This is a genomic window from Pseudoalteromonas sp. S554 (assembly GCF_005930865.1).
GTDB classification, from domain to species: domain Bacteria; phylum Pseudomonadota; class Gammaproteobacteria; order Enterobacterales; family Alteromonadaceae; genus Pseudoalteromonas; species Pseudoalteromonas marina.
In genome coordinates this window covers 1-14,219 of the sequence record NZ_PNDV01000051.1, presented here as the reverse complement: position 1 = coordinate 14,219, position 14,219 = coordinate 1, and the positions used below count along the sequence as shown (strand labels likewise).

At 40.5% G+C, this 14,219-nt stretch carries 16 protein-coding genes; 13 read left to right on the top strand and 3 right to left on the bottom strand.

What is annotated here, in order from left to right:
• The first annotated feature begins 71 nt into the window (after positions 1-71).
• The 11 genes from CWB65_RS12275 (at position 72) to CWB65_RS12225 (ending at position 8,577) form a co-directional block, all read left to right on the top strand.
• Positions 72-725, top strand: coding sequence for a thermostable hemolysin (locus CWB65_RS12275; RefSeq protein WP_138740680.1), 654 nt, complete (start codon positions 72-74; stop codon positions 723-725).
• On the top strand, positions 722-2,200 hold the full coding sequence (locus CWB65_RS12270; RefSeq protein WP_138740679.1) for an AMP-binding protein: 1,479 nt from the start codon (positions 722-724) through the stop codon (positions 2,198-2,200). The genes CWB65_RS12275 and CWB65_RS12270 overlap by 4 nt, the downstream gene beginning before the upstream one ends.
• Positions 2,193-2,882, top strand: a complete 690-nt coding sequence (locus CWB65_RS12265; RefSeq protein WP_055011601.1) for an iron-containing redox enzyme family protein — start codon at positions 2,193-2,195, stop codon at positions 2,880-2,882. Before CWB65_RS12270 ends, CWB65_RS12265 begins: the two co-directional genes overlap by 8 nt.
• A complete protein-coding gene (locus CWB65_RS12260; RefSeq protein WP_138740678.1) occupies positions 2,879-3,649 on the top strand; it encodes an SDR family oxidoreductase in 771 nt (256 codons plus the stop codon). Before CWB65_RS12265 ends, CWB65_RS12260 begins: the two co-directional genes overlap by 4 nt.
• 13 nt (positions 3,650-3,662) lie before the next feature.
• Positions 3,663-4,310 carry a tetratricopeptide repeat protein gene (locus CWB65_RS12255; RefSeq protein ID WP_138740677.1) on the top strand — a complete coding sequence of 216 codons (648 nt, stop codon included), beginning with the start codon at positions 3,663-3,665 and terminating at the stop codon, positions 4,308-4,310.
• 11 nt (positions 4,311-4,321) lie between these two features.
• The gene (locus CWB65_RS12250; RefSeq protein WP_138740676.1) at positions 4,322-4,981 is read left to right on the top strand and encodes a response regulator; all 660 of its coding nucleotides are present in this window, start codon (positions 4,322-4,324) and stop codon (positions 4,979-4,981) included.
• Positions 4,982-5,043: 62 nt separating this feature from the next.
• Positions 5,044-6,345, top strand: a complete 1,302-nt coding sequence (locus tag CWB65_RS12245) for an ATP-binding protein (RefSeq protein WP_138740675.1) — start codon at positions 5,044-5,046, stop codon at positions 6,343-6,345.
• Positions 6,338-6,691 (top strand): cupredoxin domain-containing protein, encoded by a 354-nt coding sequence (locus CWB65_RS12240; protein WP_006793322.1) that lies wholly within the window; start codon positions 6,338-6,340, stop codon positions 6,689-6,691. The genes CWB65_RS12245 and CWB65_RS12240 overlap by 8 nt, the downstream gene beginning before the upstream one ends.
• Positions 6,678-7,418, top strand: a complete 741-nt coding sequence (locus tag CWB65_RS12235) for an FTR1 family protein (protein WP_010556091.1) — start codon at positions 6,678-6,680, stop codon at positions 7,416-7,418. The genes CWB65_RS12240 and CWB65_RS12235 overlap by 14 nt, the downstream gene beginning before the upstream one ends.
• Entirely contained in the window at positions 7,415-8,128 is a 714-nt protein-coding gene (locus tag CWB65_RS12230; RefSeq protein WP_138740674.1) for a hypothetical protein, read from the top strand. The genes CWB65_RS12235 and CWB65_RS12230 overlap by 4 nt, the downstream gene beginning before the upstream one ends.
• A gap of 239 nt (positions 8,129-8,367) precedes the next feature.
• Entirely contained in the window at positions 8,368-8,577 is a 210-nt protein-coding gene (locus CWB65_RS12225; protein WP_002959120.1) for a cold-shock protein, read from the top strand.
• A gap of 305 nt (positions 8,578-8,882) precedes the next feature.
• Here the strand turns inward: CWB65_RS12225 and CWB65_RS12220 are convergent, their stop codons facing one another.
• From CWB65_RS12220 to udk, 3 genes are all read right to left on the bottom strand, one after another.
• On the bottom strand, positions 8,883-9,593 hold the full coding sequence (locus tag CWB65_RS12220; protein ID WP_171047587.1) for a substrate-binding periplasmic protein: 711 nt from the start codon (positions 9,591-9,593) through the stop codon (positions 8,883-8,885).
• 268 nt (positions 9,594-9,861) lie between these two features.
• On the bottom strand, positions 9,862-11,088 hold the full coding sequence (locus CWB65_RS12215; protein WP_008132935.1) for a NupC/NupG family nucleoside CNT transporter: 1,227 nt from the start codon (positions 11,086-11,088) through the stop codon (positions 9,862-9,864).
• Positions 11,089-11,105: 17 nt separating this feature from the next.
• Positions 11,106-11,738: a uridine kinase gene (udk, locus tag CWB65_RS12210; RefSeq protein ID WP_006794607.1), complete on the bottom strand. Its 633-nt coding sequence runs from the start codon at positions 11,736-11,738 to the stop codon at positions 11,106-11,108.
• A 192-nt stretch (positions 11,739-11,930) separates the two neighbouring features.
• Between udk and CWB65_RS12205 the strand changes: the two genes are divergently transcribed.
• Together CWB65_RS12205 and deoD are read left to right on the top strand one after the other, a co-directional pair.
• A complete protein-coding gene (locus tag CWB65_RS12205) occupies positions 11,931-13,148 on the top strand; it encodes a phosphopentomutase (protein ID WP_008132937.1) in 1,218 nt (405 codons plus the stop codon).
• 14 nt (positions 13,149-13,162) lie between these two features.
• The gene (deoD, locus tag CWB65_RS12200; protein WP_006794609.1) at positions 13,163-13,864 is read left to right on the top strand and encodes a purine-nucleoside phosphorylase; all 702 of its coding nucleotides are present in this window, start codon (positions 13,163-13,165) and stop codon (positions 13,862-13,864) included.
• The last annotated feature ends 355 nt before the right edge of the window (positions 13,865-14,219 follow it).

The window sequence follows — 14,219 nt, the reverse complement described above, 5'->3', positions numbered from 1 at the left end:
TTTTGTTTCTTAAGTTTTTTTTAAGTTTCGCTCTTTAACTTATAAACATACTCCTTAAACGGGCGATGTTTATGCAATTAGCACAGTTAAATTTATCACTAGATAACATATCAAATTCGGCACATTTAATAACTGCTCGAGAGAATGATGAGCATCGTAATGCACTAGAATCTGCGGTAAAAGATGGCTTTTTAGTAGCTTACAATGCAACGCTTAAATCATTTATGCCACTACTTTGTCAATACACAACAATTGAGGGGCAATGTACGTTAGGTTTAAGGCAAGCTACCTCTCCCTTATTTATTGAGCAGTACACTGCAGAGCCCATTGAGCACTTTTTATTAGAACAAACTCCGCGTAGCAAAATATTTGAGCTAGGTAACTTATGCTCTTCACATCGCAGGGCAACGCTTGGTCATTTTATTGTTGTTAACGAGGCGCTTTACAATACTGAAGCTAAGTATTTAGTATTTTGCGCCACAAAAAAAGTACGGGCGATGGTTCGAATGCTGGGTGTTAACTGCACTGAAGTTGCTGTTGCTAACAGCTTTGTAGTTGAAAACCCATTAAGTTGGGGGAGTTATTATGCAAACCAACCTACGGTGTGCATTGTTAATTTAGCGCAGGCACATCAGCAAGTACTTAACACACCCATGCTGTTAAATATTAAACAGCAAAACACACAACAAATTAATGCCTTAATGACCGCGTTGGGGAGCTTATGAGCCTATTAAATAATATTAATAAGGTAGCGAATGGGCCAGTGGTTGTTAGTTACTTAGCCAATAAAGTGATGCCTATTAGCGCTTTGGAGTTACAACAAGAAACTAATAAGCTAACAGCTATTTTTAACGCTTTAGACTCAGGTGCAATTGCCTTCCAGCTTGATAACACTCCAGCTTGGCTGGTTGTTGATGCCGCAACCAGTGCAGCAAACAAGGTTACGGTGCCTATCGCCCATTTTTTTAGTCAGCAGCAAACACAGTATGTGCTAGCGCAATGTGGTGCGCAGTTTTTTATTAGTGATATGCCTCGTTATTCGCTTGGCAAGCATTCATTGTCGGTAACATTATTTGAGCATTATACCCTTTATATTTATCAGCTCGATGCGATTGAACCCGTGGGCTATTTTACTGGTACGCAAAAAATTACATTTACTTCAGGTTCTACTGGCGAGCCAAAAGGGGTGTGCTTATCAACACAAAGCCAAATGCAGGTAGCTCAGTCATTATGTGAGCAAATAAACATTAGTAACCCCGTGCATTTATGCTTACTTCCGCTGCCAGTATTACTGGAAAATATAGCGGGTGTGTATGCGCCTTTGTTAAGTGGCGGTTGTATACATTTAATGCCGCTAAACGAATTAGGTTTTGTTGGCTCAGGGTTAAAAAAACCTAACAAACTCATTGGTGCAATCGATAGTGTAAAACCTAACACCCTTATTTTAGTGCCTGAGTTATTAACGTGTTTAGTTGCCTTTGCAAAACAAGGCTGGCAGCCACCAAAGTCACTTAAGTTTATTGCTGTTGGCGGAGCACGGGTTAGTGAATCTTTAATTTTAACTGCACGAGAATATAACCTACCGGTTTATCAAGGTTATGGTCTGTCTGAGGCGGCCTCAGTAGTGAGTTTAAACACCCCCAACTATGACGATATAAATAGTGCTGGTGAAGTATTAGGGCACGTTGAAACCAAAGTTGAAAATGGTGAGTTATTTATTAAAGGATCGTTATTTTTAGGGTATTTAAATCAAGCGCCGCATAACCCAAATACCTGGTACGCCACTGGCGACTTAGTATCTAAGCGTAATAATAAGCTGTACATAAAAGGGCGAGTAAAAAATCTGATCATCACCAGTATGGGGCGTAATGTTAGCACCGAATGGCCTGAATCATTAATTTTAAGCCAAAGTGCGATACAGCAAGCGGTGGTGTTTGGTGAAAGCCAGCCATTTTTAAGCGCGCTTATTTATGCGGCACCCGAGTTTAGTGATGAGCAATTAAAAGCACATTTAAAAACAGTAAACCAGCAACTTCCTGACTACGCACAGATTAAAAAGTGGCACCGTTTAGCCCAACCTTTAAACGAGCAGCAAGGATTATTAACCGCTAATAATCGCCCTAAACGAGCGGCAATTAGCCAGCACTACAGCCCTATTTTTGAACAGTTTTACCGACTTGGAGAAGTGATCCATGAGTGATTTTTTTAATACATTAAAAGCACAAACTCAAAACGAGCGTGAGTACTTATTAGCTGCGCCAATTATACAGCGTGTATTTAACGGACAAGCAACGCTTGAAGAGTATGCCTCGTTTTTAGCACAGGCTTATCATCATGTAAAACACACCGTTCCTTTAATGATGTCACTTGGCGCACGTTTAACTGATGAGCAAGAATGGTTACGTGAAGCGGTAGCTGAATATATTGAAGAAGAAATTGGTCATCAAGAGTGGGTGCTAAACGACATTGCAGCCTGTGGGTTTGATAAAGAAAGTGTGCGCTATAGTCAGCCACAATTCGCCACTGAAATGATGGTGTCGTATGCCTACGATAGTATTGCACGTAAAAATCCGCTTAGCTTTTTTGGTATGGTTCACGTATTAGAGGGGACCTCAATTGCGCTTGCTGATGGAGCCGCATCAAACATAGCAAATGCAGTAGGACTTCCTAAAAAAGCGTTTAGCTATTTAACCTCTCACGGCGCGCTTGATATAGAGCACGTAAAGTTTTTTGAAAACTTAATGAATCAAATTACCGACGAGGCGGATCAGCAGGCTATTTTACATGGCGCAAAATGTTTTTACCGTTTGTACGGCGATATTTTTCGCGCTTTAGATGACGAGCCGTTTTTTAAAGCATCAGCACAAGAGCAACACGCATGAATACCGGCTTATGTGTATTAACTGGTGCGACAGGTGGAATTGGTCAAGCGATTGCTAAAACATTACACGGCCAAGGTTGGCAACTGCTCTTGGTGGGGCGAAATAGTGATGCCCTCAATACGTTAAGTAGCCAATGTCCCGGTAGTATAGTTTTTGTGGGGGATTTAACGGTTGCCGAAAACATGTTGGCACTCGCCATTAAAGCCAAAAAATTAGGGGGCGCTAAGTTACTCATAAACAATGCAGGCATTAATGTAATGCAAAGCTTAAGTGCATCGAGTAGTGAGCAAATTGATAATCTACTGAGCACTAATTTAGCCGTCCCTATGAAATTATGTCAGCTGTTTTTAGCGCAGTTGCACGCGAATAAAGGCTCCATAGTTAATGTTGGGTCGTCATTTGGCAGCATAGGTTACCCGTATCAAACACTTTACTGTGCTAGTAAGTTCGGTTTACGTGGTTTTAGCGAAGCGCTATCACGAGAGCTTTCAGACACACCCGTTAAAGTTAGTTATTTAGCACCAAGAGCAACCGATACAGATATTAATGATGCACAAATACGAGCAATGAATAAGGCGCTTGGTAATCAAATGGACTCCCCGCAGTTGGTAGCTGATGAGTTAGTTGCGTTATTAAACTCAAATAAAACCAGACGATTTATTGGTTTTCCTGAGAAACTTTTTGCACGTATCAATGGTGTTTTTCCACGTATTGTGGATAACGCAATTGCTAAACAGCTCCCTAAAATAAAACAGTTTTTAGGTTAATAGAGGATTTATTATGAAAAAATTTACTTTAGTAGCTTATTTAAGCATTGTTAGTGTGTTTTCATCGCCGGTATTTGCAGACGAACAAAGCGATTTACTCGCTATTCAACAGCAGTGGGCGGTTGCTAATTATGAGCTTAAAGATGATGCACAAATCAAAGCCTTTACTCAACTAAGTGAGCAAAGTGCTCAATTTATTGAAAGCTACCCTGATTCAGCAAATAGCTATACGTGGAACGGCATTGTACTGGCCAGTTTTGCTGGCGCAAAGGGCGGGTTAGGGGCGCTGGGCTATGCTAAAGATGCAAAAGCGTCATTAGAGCAAGCCCTTAAAATAGACGACAGTGCTTTAGGTGGCTCAGCGTATGCCAGCCTAGCAACCTTATACAGTAAAGTACCGGGGTGGCCTATTGGTTTTGGTGATGATGACACCGCCGACAAGTTTTTTAAGCAAGCGCTCGCTTTTAACAAAAAAGGCATTGATACTAACTACTTGTATGGTGAGTTTTTATATGACGAACGTGAATATCAGCAAGCTAAAGCCCATTTGTTAGTTGCGCAAGCAGCAGGTATTCGTGATACTCGTGCTAAAGCTGATAAATATCGTCAACAAGCAATTAGCTCTTTATTAGCTAAAGTAGATAAAAAACTAAAGAGATAGCAAAATAAACAATGCATTTATTATTAGTTGAAGATGATCATCTTGTGGCGCAAGGGCTTTGCCGCTCATTGCGCCAAGAAGGCTACAGTGTAGAGCATAGCGCAACGGTTAAGCATGCATTGCAATGCTTAGGCAGTGGTGAAATAGAGTTGGTTATACTTGACCTAGGTTTACCCGATGGTGATGGTTCACAAATTTTAAAGCACATAAAAGCACAAAAAAAAGTGATTCCGGTGGTTATACTAACTGCACGAAGTAGCATAGATGACAAAGTGCAAGGGCTTGATATGGGCGCTGATGATTATTTAGCTAAGCCATTTGAACCAGCCGAATTATTTGCTCGTTTGCGCGTAGCGAGCCGCCGAGTAAATCAAGCTCAGTCGAGTTTATTACAGTGTGGCGAAGTGACTATGGACACGTCAGCGCATAGTGTCACACTCAACGATGGGCTACTTTCTCTGCCACGAAAAGAGTACATGCTGCTAAAGGCGCTGTTGGAAAACCAAGGTCGCGTGCAATCTAAACAGCAGTTAGAAAACAAACTGTATCAGTGGGGAGAAGAAGTTGGCTCCAACACCATTGAAGTACATATTCATCACCTACGAAAAAAATTCCCCAGCGATTTTATTAAAACTCTCCGTGGTATTGGCTATGTCGTGGGAAAGAGATAGCCCACGTGATTAAAACGCCCCTAGATTGCACAAACTTGAATTTACAAAGGTAACCATACTCTATGTCAATTCGTAAGCGTTTAACCCTTATTTTACTGTCAATGATGGTGTTAACCTGCTTTTTAGCTTTAGTCAAAGGCTACCAAAAAAGTATGAGCCATGGTGAGCAATTACTCGATAGTGAACTAAAAGTGGTCGCTGGAGTGTTGATGCAACAGCCTTTATCTATAAACGCCATGGCGCCAAAAATACAAGACAGCGCCCAGTTACTGTATCAAATTTGGCAAGGCGGTGAGCTCCTTAGTGGCTCTAATGAATTGAATCTAAATTTAAGCCAGTATCAAGCGGGTTTTCAAACGCTTAATATTGCAGGGCAGCGAATGCGGGTATTCGTTTTTGCCACATCTTTACGCACCGTTATTGTTGCCGAGCCGATTGCTAAGCGGTTTGAACTAGCCGAGGCGGTTATTTTATCAGCTATGTTGCCTATGCTCTGGGCGGTTCCTTTGCTTGCGCTATTTATTAGCTTTTTTGTTAAATATGCACTGGCACCATTAACCCGTTTATCAAAACAGTTAGCTCTGCGCCAAGCAAATGATTTCACTGCGATCAATTGGCAGGTGACAGATGAAGAAATAAAACCGGTGATCAGCCGCTTAAACGATTTATTTAAACGCGTAGAAACCGCCTATTTACGAGAGCGTTTTTTTGCCTCTGATGCGGCACATGAATTACGTACTCCCCTGAGCAGTTTAAAAATTAATGTGCACAATTTGGCAGCTCAACAAGGAGATAACCAAGAACTACAAGCCATGACCCAAGGTATTAATCGACTGTCCAATATAGTCGAGCAAATGCTAATACTAGGGCGTACTCAGCCAGAGCAGTGGCAAAAACAGTTTAAGGAGCAGTCATTATTAGCGATCACGCAAGAAGGTGTTAGCCAGTTGTATGAAAAAATAGAGGCTAAAAATCACACTATCAGTCTTGAGGGAGATGATTTTATCATTAACGGTGATGAATTTACCTTAGTGACGCTAATTTCAAACCTACTTAGCAATGCTATAAAGTACGCACCAGCCAATGGACAAATAAAAATAACACTAAAGCAGATGCACAAGCAGCGTATTTGGCAAATAGAAGACAGTGGCCCAGGTATGACGAACGATCAAAAACAACGGATATTTAACCGTTTTTATCGTGTTGGCGGTGACCAACACCCTTCGGGTGAACAAGGTGCGGGCTTAGGCATGGCAATAGTGCAGCATATTATTGCTATTTATCGCGCTGAAATTCACTTAACGGATAGTGATTTGGGTGGCTTAAAAGTACAGGTAGTTTTTGCAGGAGCTAAATGTGATTAAACAACTTATTAGGCCTTACTTATATTGTTGTGTATTTTTATCATTTAACGCCGCCAGTAAAGACTATCGTATTGTACTTAAAGATCATTTGTTTTACCCCGCAGAAATCGTCGTGCCGGCCAATAAAAAGGTACGCTTGTTAATCGAAAATCAAGATAGTACGCCTGAAGAGTTCGACAGTTTCGATCTCAATCGAGAGAAAGTACTTTACCCAAAGCGCAAAAGCGTTATTTATATCGGGCCATTAATCCCTGGGCGCTATGAATTTTTTGGCGAGTTTTCACCCAATACGGCGCGTGGTGCTGTCATAGTGACTGAAAAGGAGCGTTCTAATGCTAATAACTAGCCTAGTGATGAGTCTAAACCAGTTACTGCCGGTGGCCATTTTACTTATTTTACTCCAAGTTGTAGCCAAGCAAAGTTTAATGAAATTGTTGGGAGGGCTTATTTTAGGGATCGGGCTTTCATTTTTGTTTGTAAAAAGTGCGCCGTTAATGAGCCCCTTGTTTGACTATCAGGGTTTAGAATATGCCCAAATTGGCTTGTGTATTTTAATTTTTATTAGTGCACTGTACTACGCCATTAAACAAGCAACAGCTGCTTTTATGATTGCGATTATCAGTGTAATGACACTTTATTTAAGTCACTACATTATTTACCTGATTGGCTTTTGGCAAAGCAACGAAGCGGCTCAAAGTTTATTTATTGGCACTTTTTTAGGGTTGGGAATATGCAGCAGCTTTAGCGTCTTGTTGTATTTTTTATTGAGTGCAATCAAACAGCGCTTTGGGCTTACCCCTTTATTGGTATTGTTAGCTTTAAATAGTGCGGCAAAACTAGTTGTGGCGCTTGATTTAGCGAGCCAAATTGATTTGATAGCAACAACAGTAACCGTATGGGATTTACGTGACATTTTAACCGAAAATTCAGAGTTTGGAAGAGTATTGCGCGCTCTGATCGGTTATGAGGCTACGCCAAATTTAACCAGTCTTTTAAGCTATGTGCTGAGCAGCGTGTTATTTTTATCTGCTAGTTATTTTATGCCTAAATCAATCACTAAGGAAAAATCATGAAAGCAATAAACCTATTTGCAGCCACTGTATTAATTGGTTTTTGTTTATTAATACCTAAGCTCGCTTATGCTGATGGCATAGTAGTAGATAAAGTTTATCACCCGTATGTGTTGCCGTTTGAGCGCGAGCTTGAGTGGCGCCTTGTGTCGCATCAAACCGACAGTGGCAATATTTTAGCTCAACGTATTGGTTTAGGTGGCGCCATTAACGACACTATGGCACTCGAAGGTTATTTAGTGGGTGAGCGAGATGATAACGGCGACTTTGGCTTGCAAGCGTATGAATTGGAGCTTAGATGGCAACTAATAGAGCAAGGCCGGTTATGGGCTGATTGGGGCGCTTTGTTTGAATTTGAAAAACAGCATGACGCCGACTCATACGAAGCAACCTCCGGTTTTGTAATTGAAAAAGAGTTTGGTCGTGCAAGTCTCACCATGAATGCTTTTTTGGTATACGAATGGGGGCAAGACATAGAGAACGAATGGGAAACAGAGTTTAGGGCACAATATCGTTACCGATACCTGTCTGCGTTTCAACCCTCTATTGAGTTATATGCAGGGGAAGATTTTATCGGAATTGGTCCCGGGTTTATTGGGCTATACCGGTTTGAAGGCCAAAAACAGCTAAAGTGGGAAGCTGGCTTTATAAGTGAAATTAGCCAGTCTGAAAAAAACCACAGTTTTAGACTTGCCCTAGAATTTGAATTTTAAGCATATAAATACAGGTTGATTATTTATTGCTCAATAAAATAAGGAAGTGCTTGACTTATATTTGGTTATCTATATAGTGGGCCGCAGCTAGAAAGAAAGCATGTAAGCTATAAATCTCCATTTCGTTGTTGTATAAGTAATACTTGTAGTACCGTCCTGAAGTTTTTAAAGTACCATCTCATTTTTTGCTACACCCGCTCATATGAGCATATTTTTTATTTTTATATCAGGATATTACAATGTCTAACATCGTATCAGGTACAGTTAAGTGGTTCAACGAGTCTAAAGGTTTTGGTTTCATCGAGCAAGAAAATGGCCCAGACGTTTTCGCACATTTCTCAGCAATCAAAAGCGAAGGTTTCAAAACTTTAGCTGAAGGCCAACGTGTAGAGTTCACTCTTTCACAAGGTCAAAAAGGTCCTCAAGCTGATAACATCACAGCTGTATAATTTTACTTTTTAAGTAAAATGAAAAAAAGCGCCTAGGGCGCTTTTTTTGTGTCTGAAACAAACCTAACTTATTCAACAGCCCGACCTAATACCAAGGATCACAATTAAAGTGGTTCTATTTGACCCCAAGGTCTAATATAAACACCTATTTAGTGACTGTGTTAGGTGCTATAAAAAGTCTGTATAGCTTTAATTAGTAAAAGCGTAGAAGAGAGAGTTCAAGCACCGCTGAGCGAATACCACTTATTGTTAATTATTTACCTCACCTGCACATCATTTAACTCAAAACCCGCGTGTAATTTAACTCATTTACCGTAAGGGCTTATTTGAGTTTTACTCACTTGTTTGTGCGCTTCTTCCATTTTTTCTATAAGAACTTTATCTGTATCTTTATTTGCAGCTAAATAAGCAACCGTTGTTAATGCATCTATTTTAAAAATAAATTTTAAGTGGCCCGGTTTAAGTTTAAAGTAATCACTATATTGGAGCATATAAAGCGGGTCATCCAATATTAGGTCTACTTTTTTGGCTAGTAGTAACTTATAAGAATGCTGTATATCTGAAGTTATAACGCCCTCAAACCCCATTTTAGTGAGAGTTTGGGTCGAGAAGTCGTTATGTTGCATAGCTATTTTGTAATTTTTTGCTTGGTTAATATTATTGATTACTATATCGGTTCTGTCTGATAGCCCAACAAATCCCATTTCAAAGCGACCAATTTCCCCTACCCACTGAAATTGATCTTCACGTTCTGGCGTGCGAGCAATGCTGTAAATAAACGTATTTTTTTCCTCGCTTGACATTTTGTAGGCGCGGGCCCAAGGGTACATTTGTATGTCTGGTGTTAAACCAGCCTGTTTAAATATATCTCTTATGTACTGTGTCCCTTTACCTTGAACTTCACCGTCTATTAAAACTTGATTAGGTGGTGCTAATTCTGTAACAACCAGCAAAGGCTCTTCAGCTAAAGTGCTAAATGATAAAAAAAGGATAAAAAAGGTCAGATTATAATTCACTACAACTAGTCAATTTAGGCTTGAAAACACTTAATTAAGTGTGGTTTAAAATTGCTAAATTTACAAAGTATTAGCGGTTAATTGAGTTGTAAAAAACTCATAATGAAAATAAATAGAAGGATATAAGAAAAAAGATAACTTTATTAAAGCCCTAAAACGATAAAAGGGCCTTGCGGCCCTTGGTGAAGTATCGTTCAAGTCAGATAGCACTTTAACCCCTTAAAGTACTAACTTCTTGTTTTGCAACACCGGTTCATCTCTTAAGTTTCTAAGCTAGCGAGAGGAAAAACCCAGCAATTGCTGCGCTCATAAGGTTAGCCATAGATCCTGCTAACACTGCTCTGAGCCCTAAGCGTGCGATATCCTTCCGCCTGCTAGGCGCCATACCGCCTAACCCACCTAGTAAAATGGCTATCGATGATAAGTTAGCGAATCCACACAAAGCAAACGTAACAATTGCTTGTGTGTGCGCACTTAACGTATCGCGATAATTTATAAAGTCTAAGTAAGCAACAAACTCGTTTACTACTATCTTTTGACCAATAAAACTGCCGGCTATAATTGCTTCATCCCACGGTACACCTAGTAACCATGCAACAGGAGCAAATACATAACCTAAAATTTCTTGTAGCGTTAATGTTGGATGATCAAACCATCCGCCTACACCACCTAATAAACCATTTAGAAGCGCAATTAACGCTACGAATGCCAGTAGCATTGCACCAACATTAAGTGCTAAATGCATACCATTTGCCGCACCTGATGCAGCAGCATCAATTACGTTTACCGGTTTATCGTCATCGTTTAAATCTAAATCAGCTAAGTTATCTTTAGGTGTTTCTGTTTCTGGCACAATCATTTTTGCCATTAAAAAACCACCCGGTGCCGCCATAAAGCTGGCTGCAATTAAGTACTTAAGCTCTACACCAATAATTACGTAACCAGCCATTACAGACCCAGCTACAGTGGCTAAGCCACCTACCATTACAGCAAATAACTCAGACTTGGTCATTGTTGCTATAAAAGGTTTAACAATTAACGGTGCTTCAGTTTGGCCAACAAAAATGTTTGCCGTTGCTGAAAGTGATTCTGTGCGCGAGGTTTTTAAAAGCTTTTGTAAACCACCGCCTAAAATCTTAATAATCCAATCCATAATGCCAATGTGATATAAAACAGCAACTAGCGCTGAGAAAAACACAATAACGGGCAAAACCTGAATTGCAAAAATAAAACCGAGTGTGTCTTGTGAAGCCAGAGGGCCAAACAAAAAGCCAATACCATCGTTGGCATAGCCAATAACCGATGAAACAGCGGCCGACATACTTGCTAATACGTTTTTTCCTGCGTCAAAAAACAGAACAAAGCCACCAATAACAACTTGCATTGCAAATGCTATAGCAACGGTTCTTAAATTAATTGCCTTGCGATTAGTTGACGCGGCAAAGGCAATACCCAGCAGCACACACATGCCTACTAAGCTCATAAATGTTGTCATACAAATGTTTCCCGTTGTTATTCTTGTAGTAAATATTTAATTTTACTTTTTATAATATCAATCGCAACGCGGTTCATGCCGCCTCGAGTCACTACTAAATCTGCATTATGCTTAGAAGGCTCAATAAATTGATAAAACATCGGTCTTACAGTTGCTTGATACTGTTCAACAACAGATTGTAACGTTCTGCCTCGCTGCTCCATATCACGTTGCATACGACGCATTAAGCAGATATCTAAAGGGGTATCTATAAATACCTTAATATCAAATTCTTTATTAAGCGCTTTGTCGCTCAGTAATAAAATACCTTCAACAATTAAAATTTTTGCAGCGGCTACACGTCGCGTTTTATCGCTGCGGGTATGCTGTGCATAATCATATGTTGGTACTTCTACTGAATTTCCGCTACGAAGTTGAGTTAAATGTTCAAGCATTAACTCATGTTCAAATGCATCAGGGTGGTCGTAGTTCGTTTGCGTACGATGAGCCATCGGCAAATGCGACTGATCCTTGTAATAAGCATCTTCTTCAATAATGGCAATTGCGCCCGGTTCAAGCTCATTAACCAACTCGTTGTATATAGTTTGGCTAAAAAGAGATTTGCCCGACGCAGACGCGCCAGCAATAGCTATAATAGTTGTTCGTGTCACTAAAGTTCTCACCCACACAGAAGGATATATTGTTGGTAGATCACAATAGCAAAAAAGACACGATTAATCTCTTTTGCTTCGCTTAAGAACGCAAATTTATAATGTTTAGGTTTTATGAAACAGGACTTTTGTCCTGTACGGAAAAATCGTTCAGCAGATAAAGTAACCACCTAGAAACAAAGTGAGGTCAAAATGGCAAGAGCAATTATCTTAATGGCAGATAGCCTAGGAATCGGTGCAGCACCAGATGCAGATAAATTTGGTGATCTTGGCGCCAATACTTTCGCTCACTTATTAAAAGCATATTACGACGAAACAGGCAGTGCACTTTCGCTTCCTAACCTATCAAAATTAGGTTTAGTCGATGCCTGTGAAGCCGCCGGTGGAGAAACGTGTTTAGTGTCAGACCGCCAAGCACCACAAGGTGCATGGGGTTACGCTAAAGAACTTTCTAGCGGAAAAGACACTCCATCAGGCCATTGGGAAATGGCTGGCGTACCTGTGTTATTTGATTGGGGATACTTCCCAAAAACACAGCCCAGTTTCCCACAAGAATTTGTAGACGAGTTTATAGCTCGTACAGGTATTCCTGGCATTTTAGGCAATTGCCATGCATCAGGAACAACCATATTAGAACAGCTAGGTGAAGAGCACGTAAAAACAGGTAAACCAATCTGTTACACCTCAGCAGATAGCGTGTTTCAAATAGCCGCGCATGAAGAGTCATTTGGTCTAGAGAAGCTTTATCAAGTTTGCGAAATCGCACGGGCGCTGCTTGATGAAATGAATATAGGGCGAGTGATTGCGCGGCCATTTTTGGGTTCAAATAGTCAAGACTTTGCACGAACAGGTAATCGTCGTGACTATTCAGTACTTCCGCCAGCACCAACATTGTTAGATGTTTTAGCAAAAGACGGCGGCGAAGTAATTAGTATTGGTAAAATTTCAGACATATACGCGCATCAAGGCATAACCCAAAAGCACAAAGCACCAGGGCTTATGAACTTGCTTGAAAAAACCAGCGAGGTTATTTCAACAGCACCTGATCGCAGCTTAATTTTTACCAACTTGGTTGATTTTGATGAAAAATTTGGTCATCGCCGTAACCCAGTAGGTTACGCTAAAGCATTAAAAGAATTTGATGACTATTTACCAACTATACTAAACCAGTTAAATGCAGATGATGTATTAATGATCACTGCCGACCACGGGTGTGACCCAACCTTTCCAGGTTCTGAGCACACGCGTGAATACGTACCTGTGATAGCGTACAAGCCTGGTATGGATAATACACCGCTAGGTGAACGAAACAGTTTTGCAGATATTGGTCAAACACTAGCACAGTGGTTTAACTTGTCTGAGCTTGAATATGGCGACAGCTTTTTAACTCAATTAAACGCGCCAAAATAAAAAGGAAACAACGAATGAGTACTCCTCATATAAATGCAAATGTTGGTGATTTCGCCGAAACAGTTTTAATGCCAGGCGATCCGCTACGTGCGCAATATATTGCTGAAAACTTTTTAGATGATGCGGTACAAGTAACTGGTGTACGCAACATGTTTGGCTTTACAGGTACTTACAAAGGTAAGCCAGTAAGCATTATGGGTTCAGGCATGGGTATTCCATCAATGTCTATTTATGCACGTGAGCTAATTGTTAGCTTTGGCGTAAAAAACATTATACGCATTGGTACATGTGGCGGTATTGGTACCGACATTAAAATCCGTGACGTAATTTTTGCACAAGGTGCAAGTACAGATTCAAACGTAAACCGTGCACGTGTTCGTGGTTACGACTTTTCTGCAATCGCAGACTTCGATCTACTTTTAAACGGCGTTAATGCAGCAAAAGAGCTAGGTATTAAAGCAAAAGTAGGTAACGTATTCACAACCGACACTTTCTATCAAGCAGACGACACTTTCTATAAAGATTTAGATAAGTTAGGCGTGCTAGCTGTAGATATGGAAACAGCCGGTTTATACGGTGTTGCAGCTGAGTACGGCGCAAACGCAATGGCATTATTTACCGTAAGCGACCACGTGATCACTGGCGAAGCAACACCCGCTGACGAACGTCAAAGCACGTTTAACGAAATGGTTAAAATTGCATTAGAGTCTATCTAATCAATAAAACAGTTCCTTGGTAACGTATTCACTAAGTTTTGGAGACACGCCCAAAGTGAAGTGAGACTAACCTCCAAAGCCGCATTTTATGCGGCTTTTTTTATGCCTTAATAATTATAAAATCATGAGTACCAGACTCTAAAAGCGCAGCGCCTCTTAACCTCTTTGTGAATCATTGGCTCTAAAACCGTATTGCACAAAGAGAACAGAATGAGAAGAAAATGAGTAGCCAAATAAACAGGGTAGAGCTTTGTCTTGTAGACGCACGCTAGAGGCGCAGCTTCTTATTAATTAAGAATAGATATGACCACAGAGCGCACCGAGGCGCTTCGCGCTACCCCCCTGTGTCAGGATA

What these genes read in the sequence shown, in the direction of transcription:
- deoD (WP_006794609.1), top strand. Translation starts at nt 13,163, where the DNA reads ATGAGTACTCCTCATATAAATGCAAATGTTGGTGATTTCGCCGAAACA.
- CWB65_RS12245 (WP_138740675.1), top strand. Translation starts at nt 5,044, where the DNA reads ATGTCAATTCGTAAGCGTTTAACCCTTATTTTACTGTCAATGATGGTG.
- CWB65_RS12260 (WP_138740678.1), top strand. Translation starts at nt 2,879, where the DNA reads ATGAATACCGGCTTATGTGTATTAACTGGTGCGACAGGTGGAATTGGT.
- CWB65_RS12215 (WP_008132935.1), bottom strand. Translation starts at nt 11,088, where the DNA reads ATGACAACATTTATGAGCTTAGTAGGCATGTGTGTGCTGCTGGGTATT.
- CWB65_RS12270 (WP_138740679.1), top strand. Translation starts at nt 722, where the DNA reads ATGAGCCTATTAAATAATATTAATAAGGTAGCGAATGGGCCAGTGGTT.
- CWB65_RS12250 (WP_138740676.1), top strand. Translation starts at nt 4,322, where the DNA reads ATGCATTTATTATTAGTTGAAGATGATCATCTTGTGGCGCAAGGGCTT.
- CWB65_RS12235 (WP_010556091.1), top strand. Translation starts at nt 6,678, where the DNA reads ATGCTAATAACTAGCCTAGTGATGAGTCTAAACCAGTTACTGCCGGTG.
- CWB65_RS12255 (WP_138740677.1), top strand. Translation starts at nt 3,663, where the DNA reads ATGAAAAAATTTACTTTAGTAGCTTATTTAAGCATTGTTAGTGTGTTT.
- CWB65_RS12225 (WP_002959120.1), top strand. Translation starts at nt 8,368, where the DNA reads ATGTCTAACATCGTATCAGGTACAGTTAAGTGGTTCAACGAGTCTAAA.
- CWB65_RS12265 (WP_055011601.1), top strand. Translation starts at nt 2,193, where the DNA reads ATGAGTGATTTTTTTAATACATTAAAAGCACAAACTCAAAACGAGCGT.
- CWB65_RS12275 (WP_138740680.1), top strand. Translation starts at nt 72, where the DNA reads ATGCAATTAGCACAGTTAAATTTATCACTAGATAACATATCAAATTCG.
- CWB65_RS12205 (WP_008132937.1), top strand. Translation starts at nt 11,931, where the DNA reads ATGGCAAGAGCAATTATCTTAATGGCAGATAGCCTAGGAATCGGTGCA.
- CWB65_RS12230 (WP_138740674.1), top strand. Translation starts at nt 7,415, where the DNA reads ATGAAAGCAATAAACCTATTTGCAGCCACTGTATTAATTGGTTTTTGT.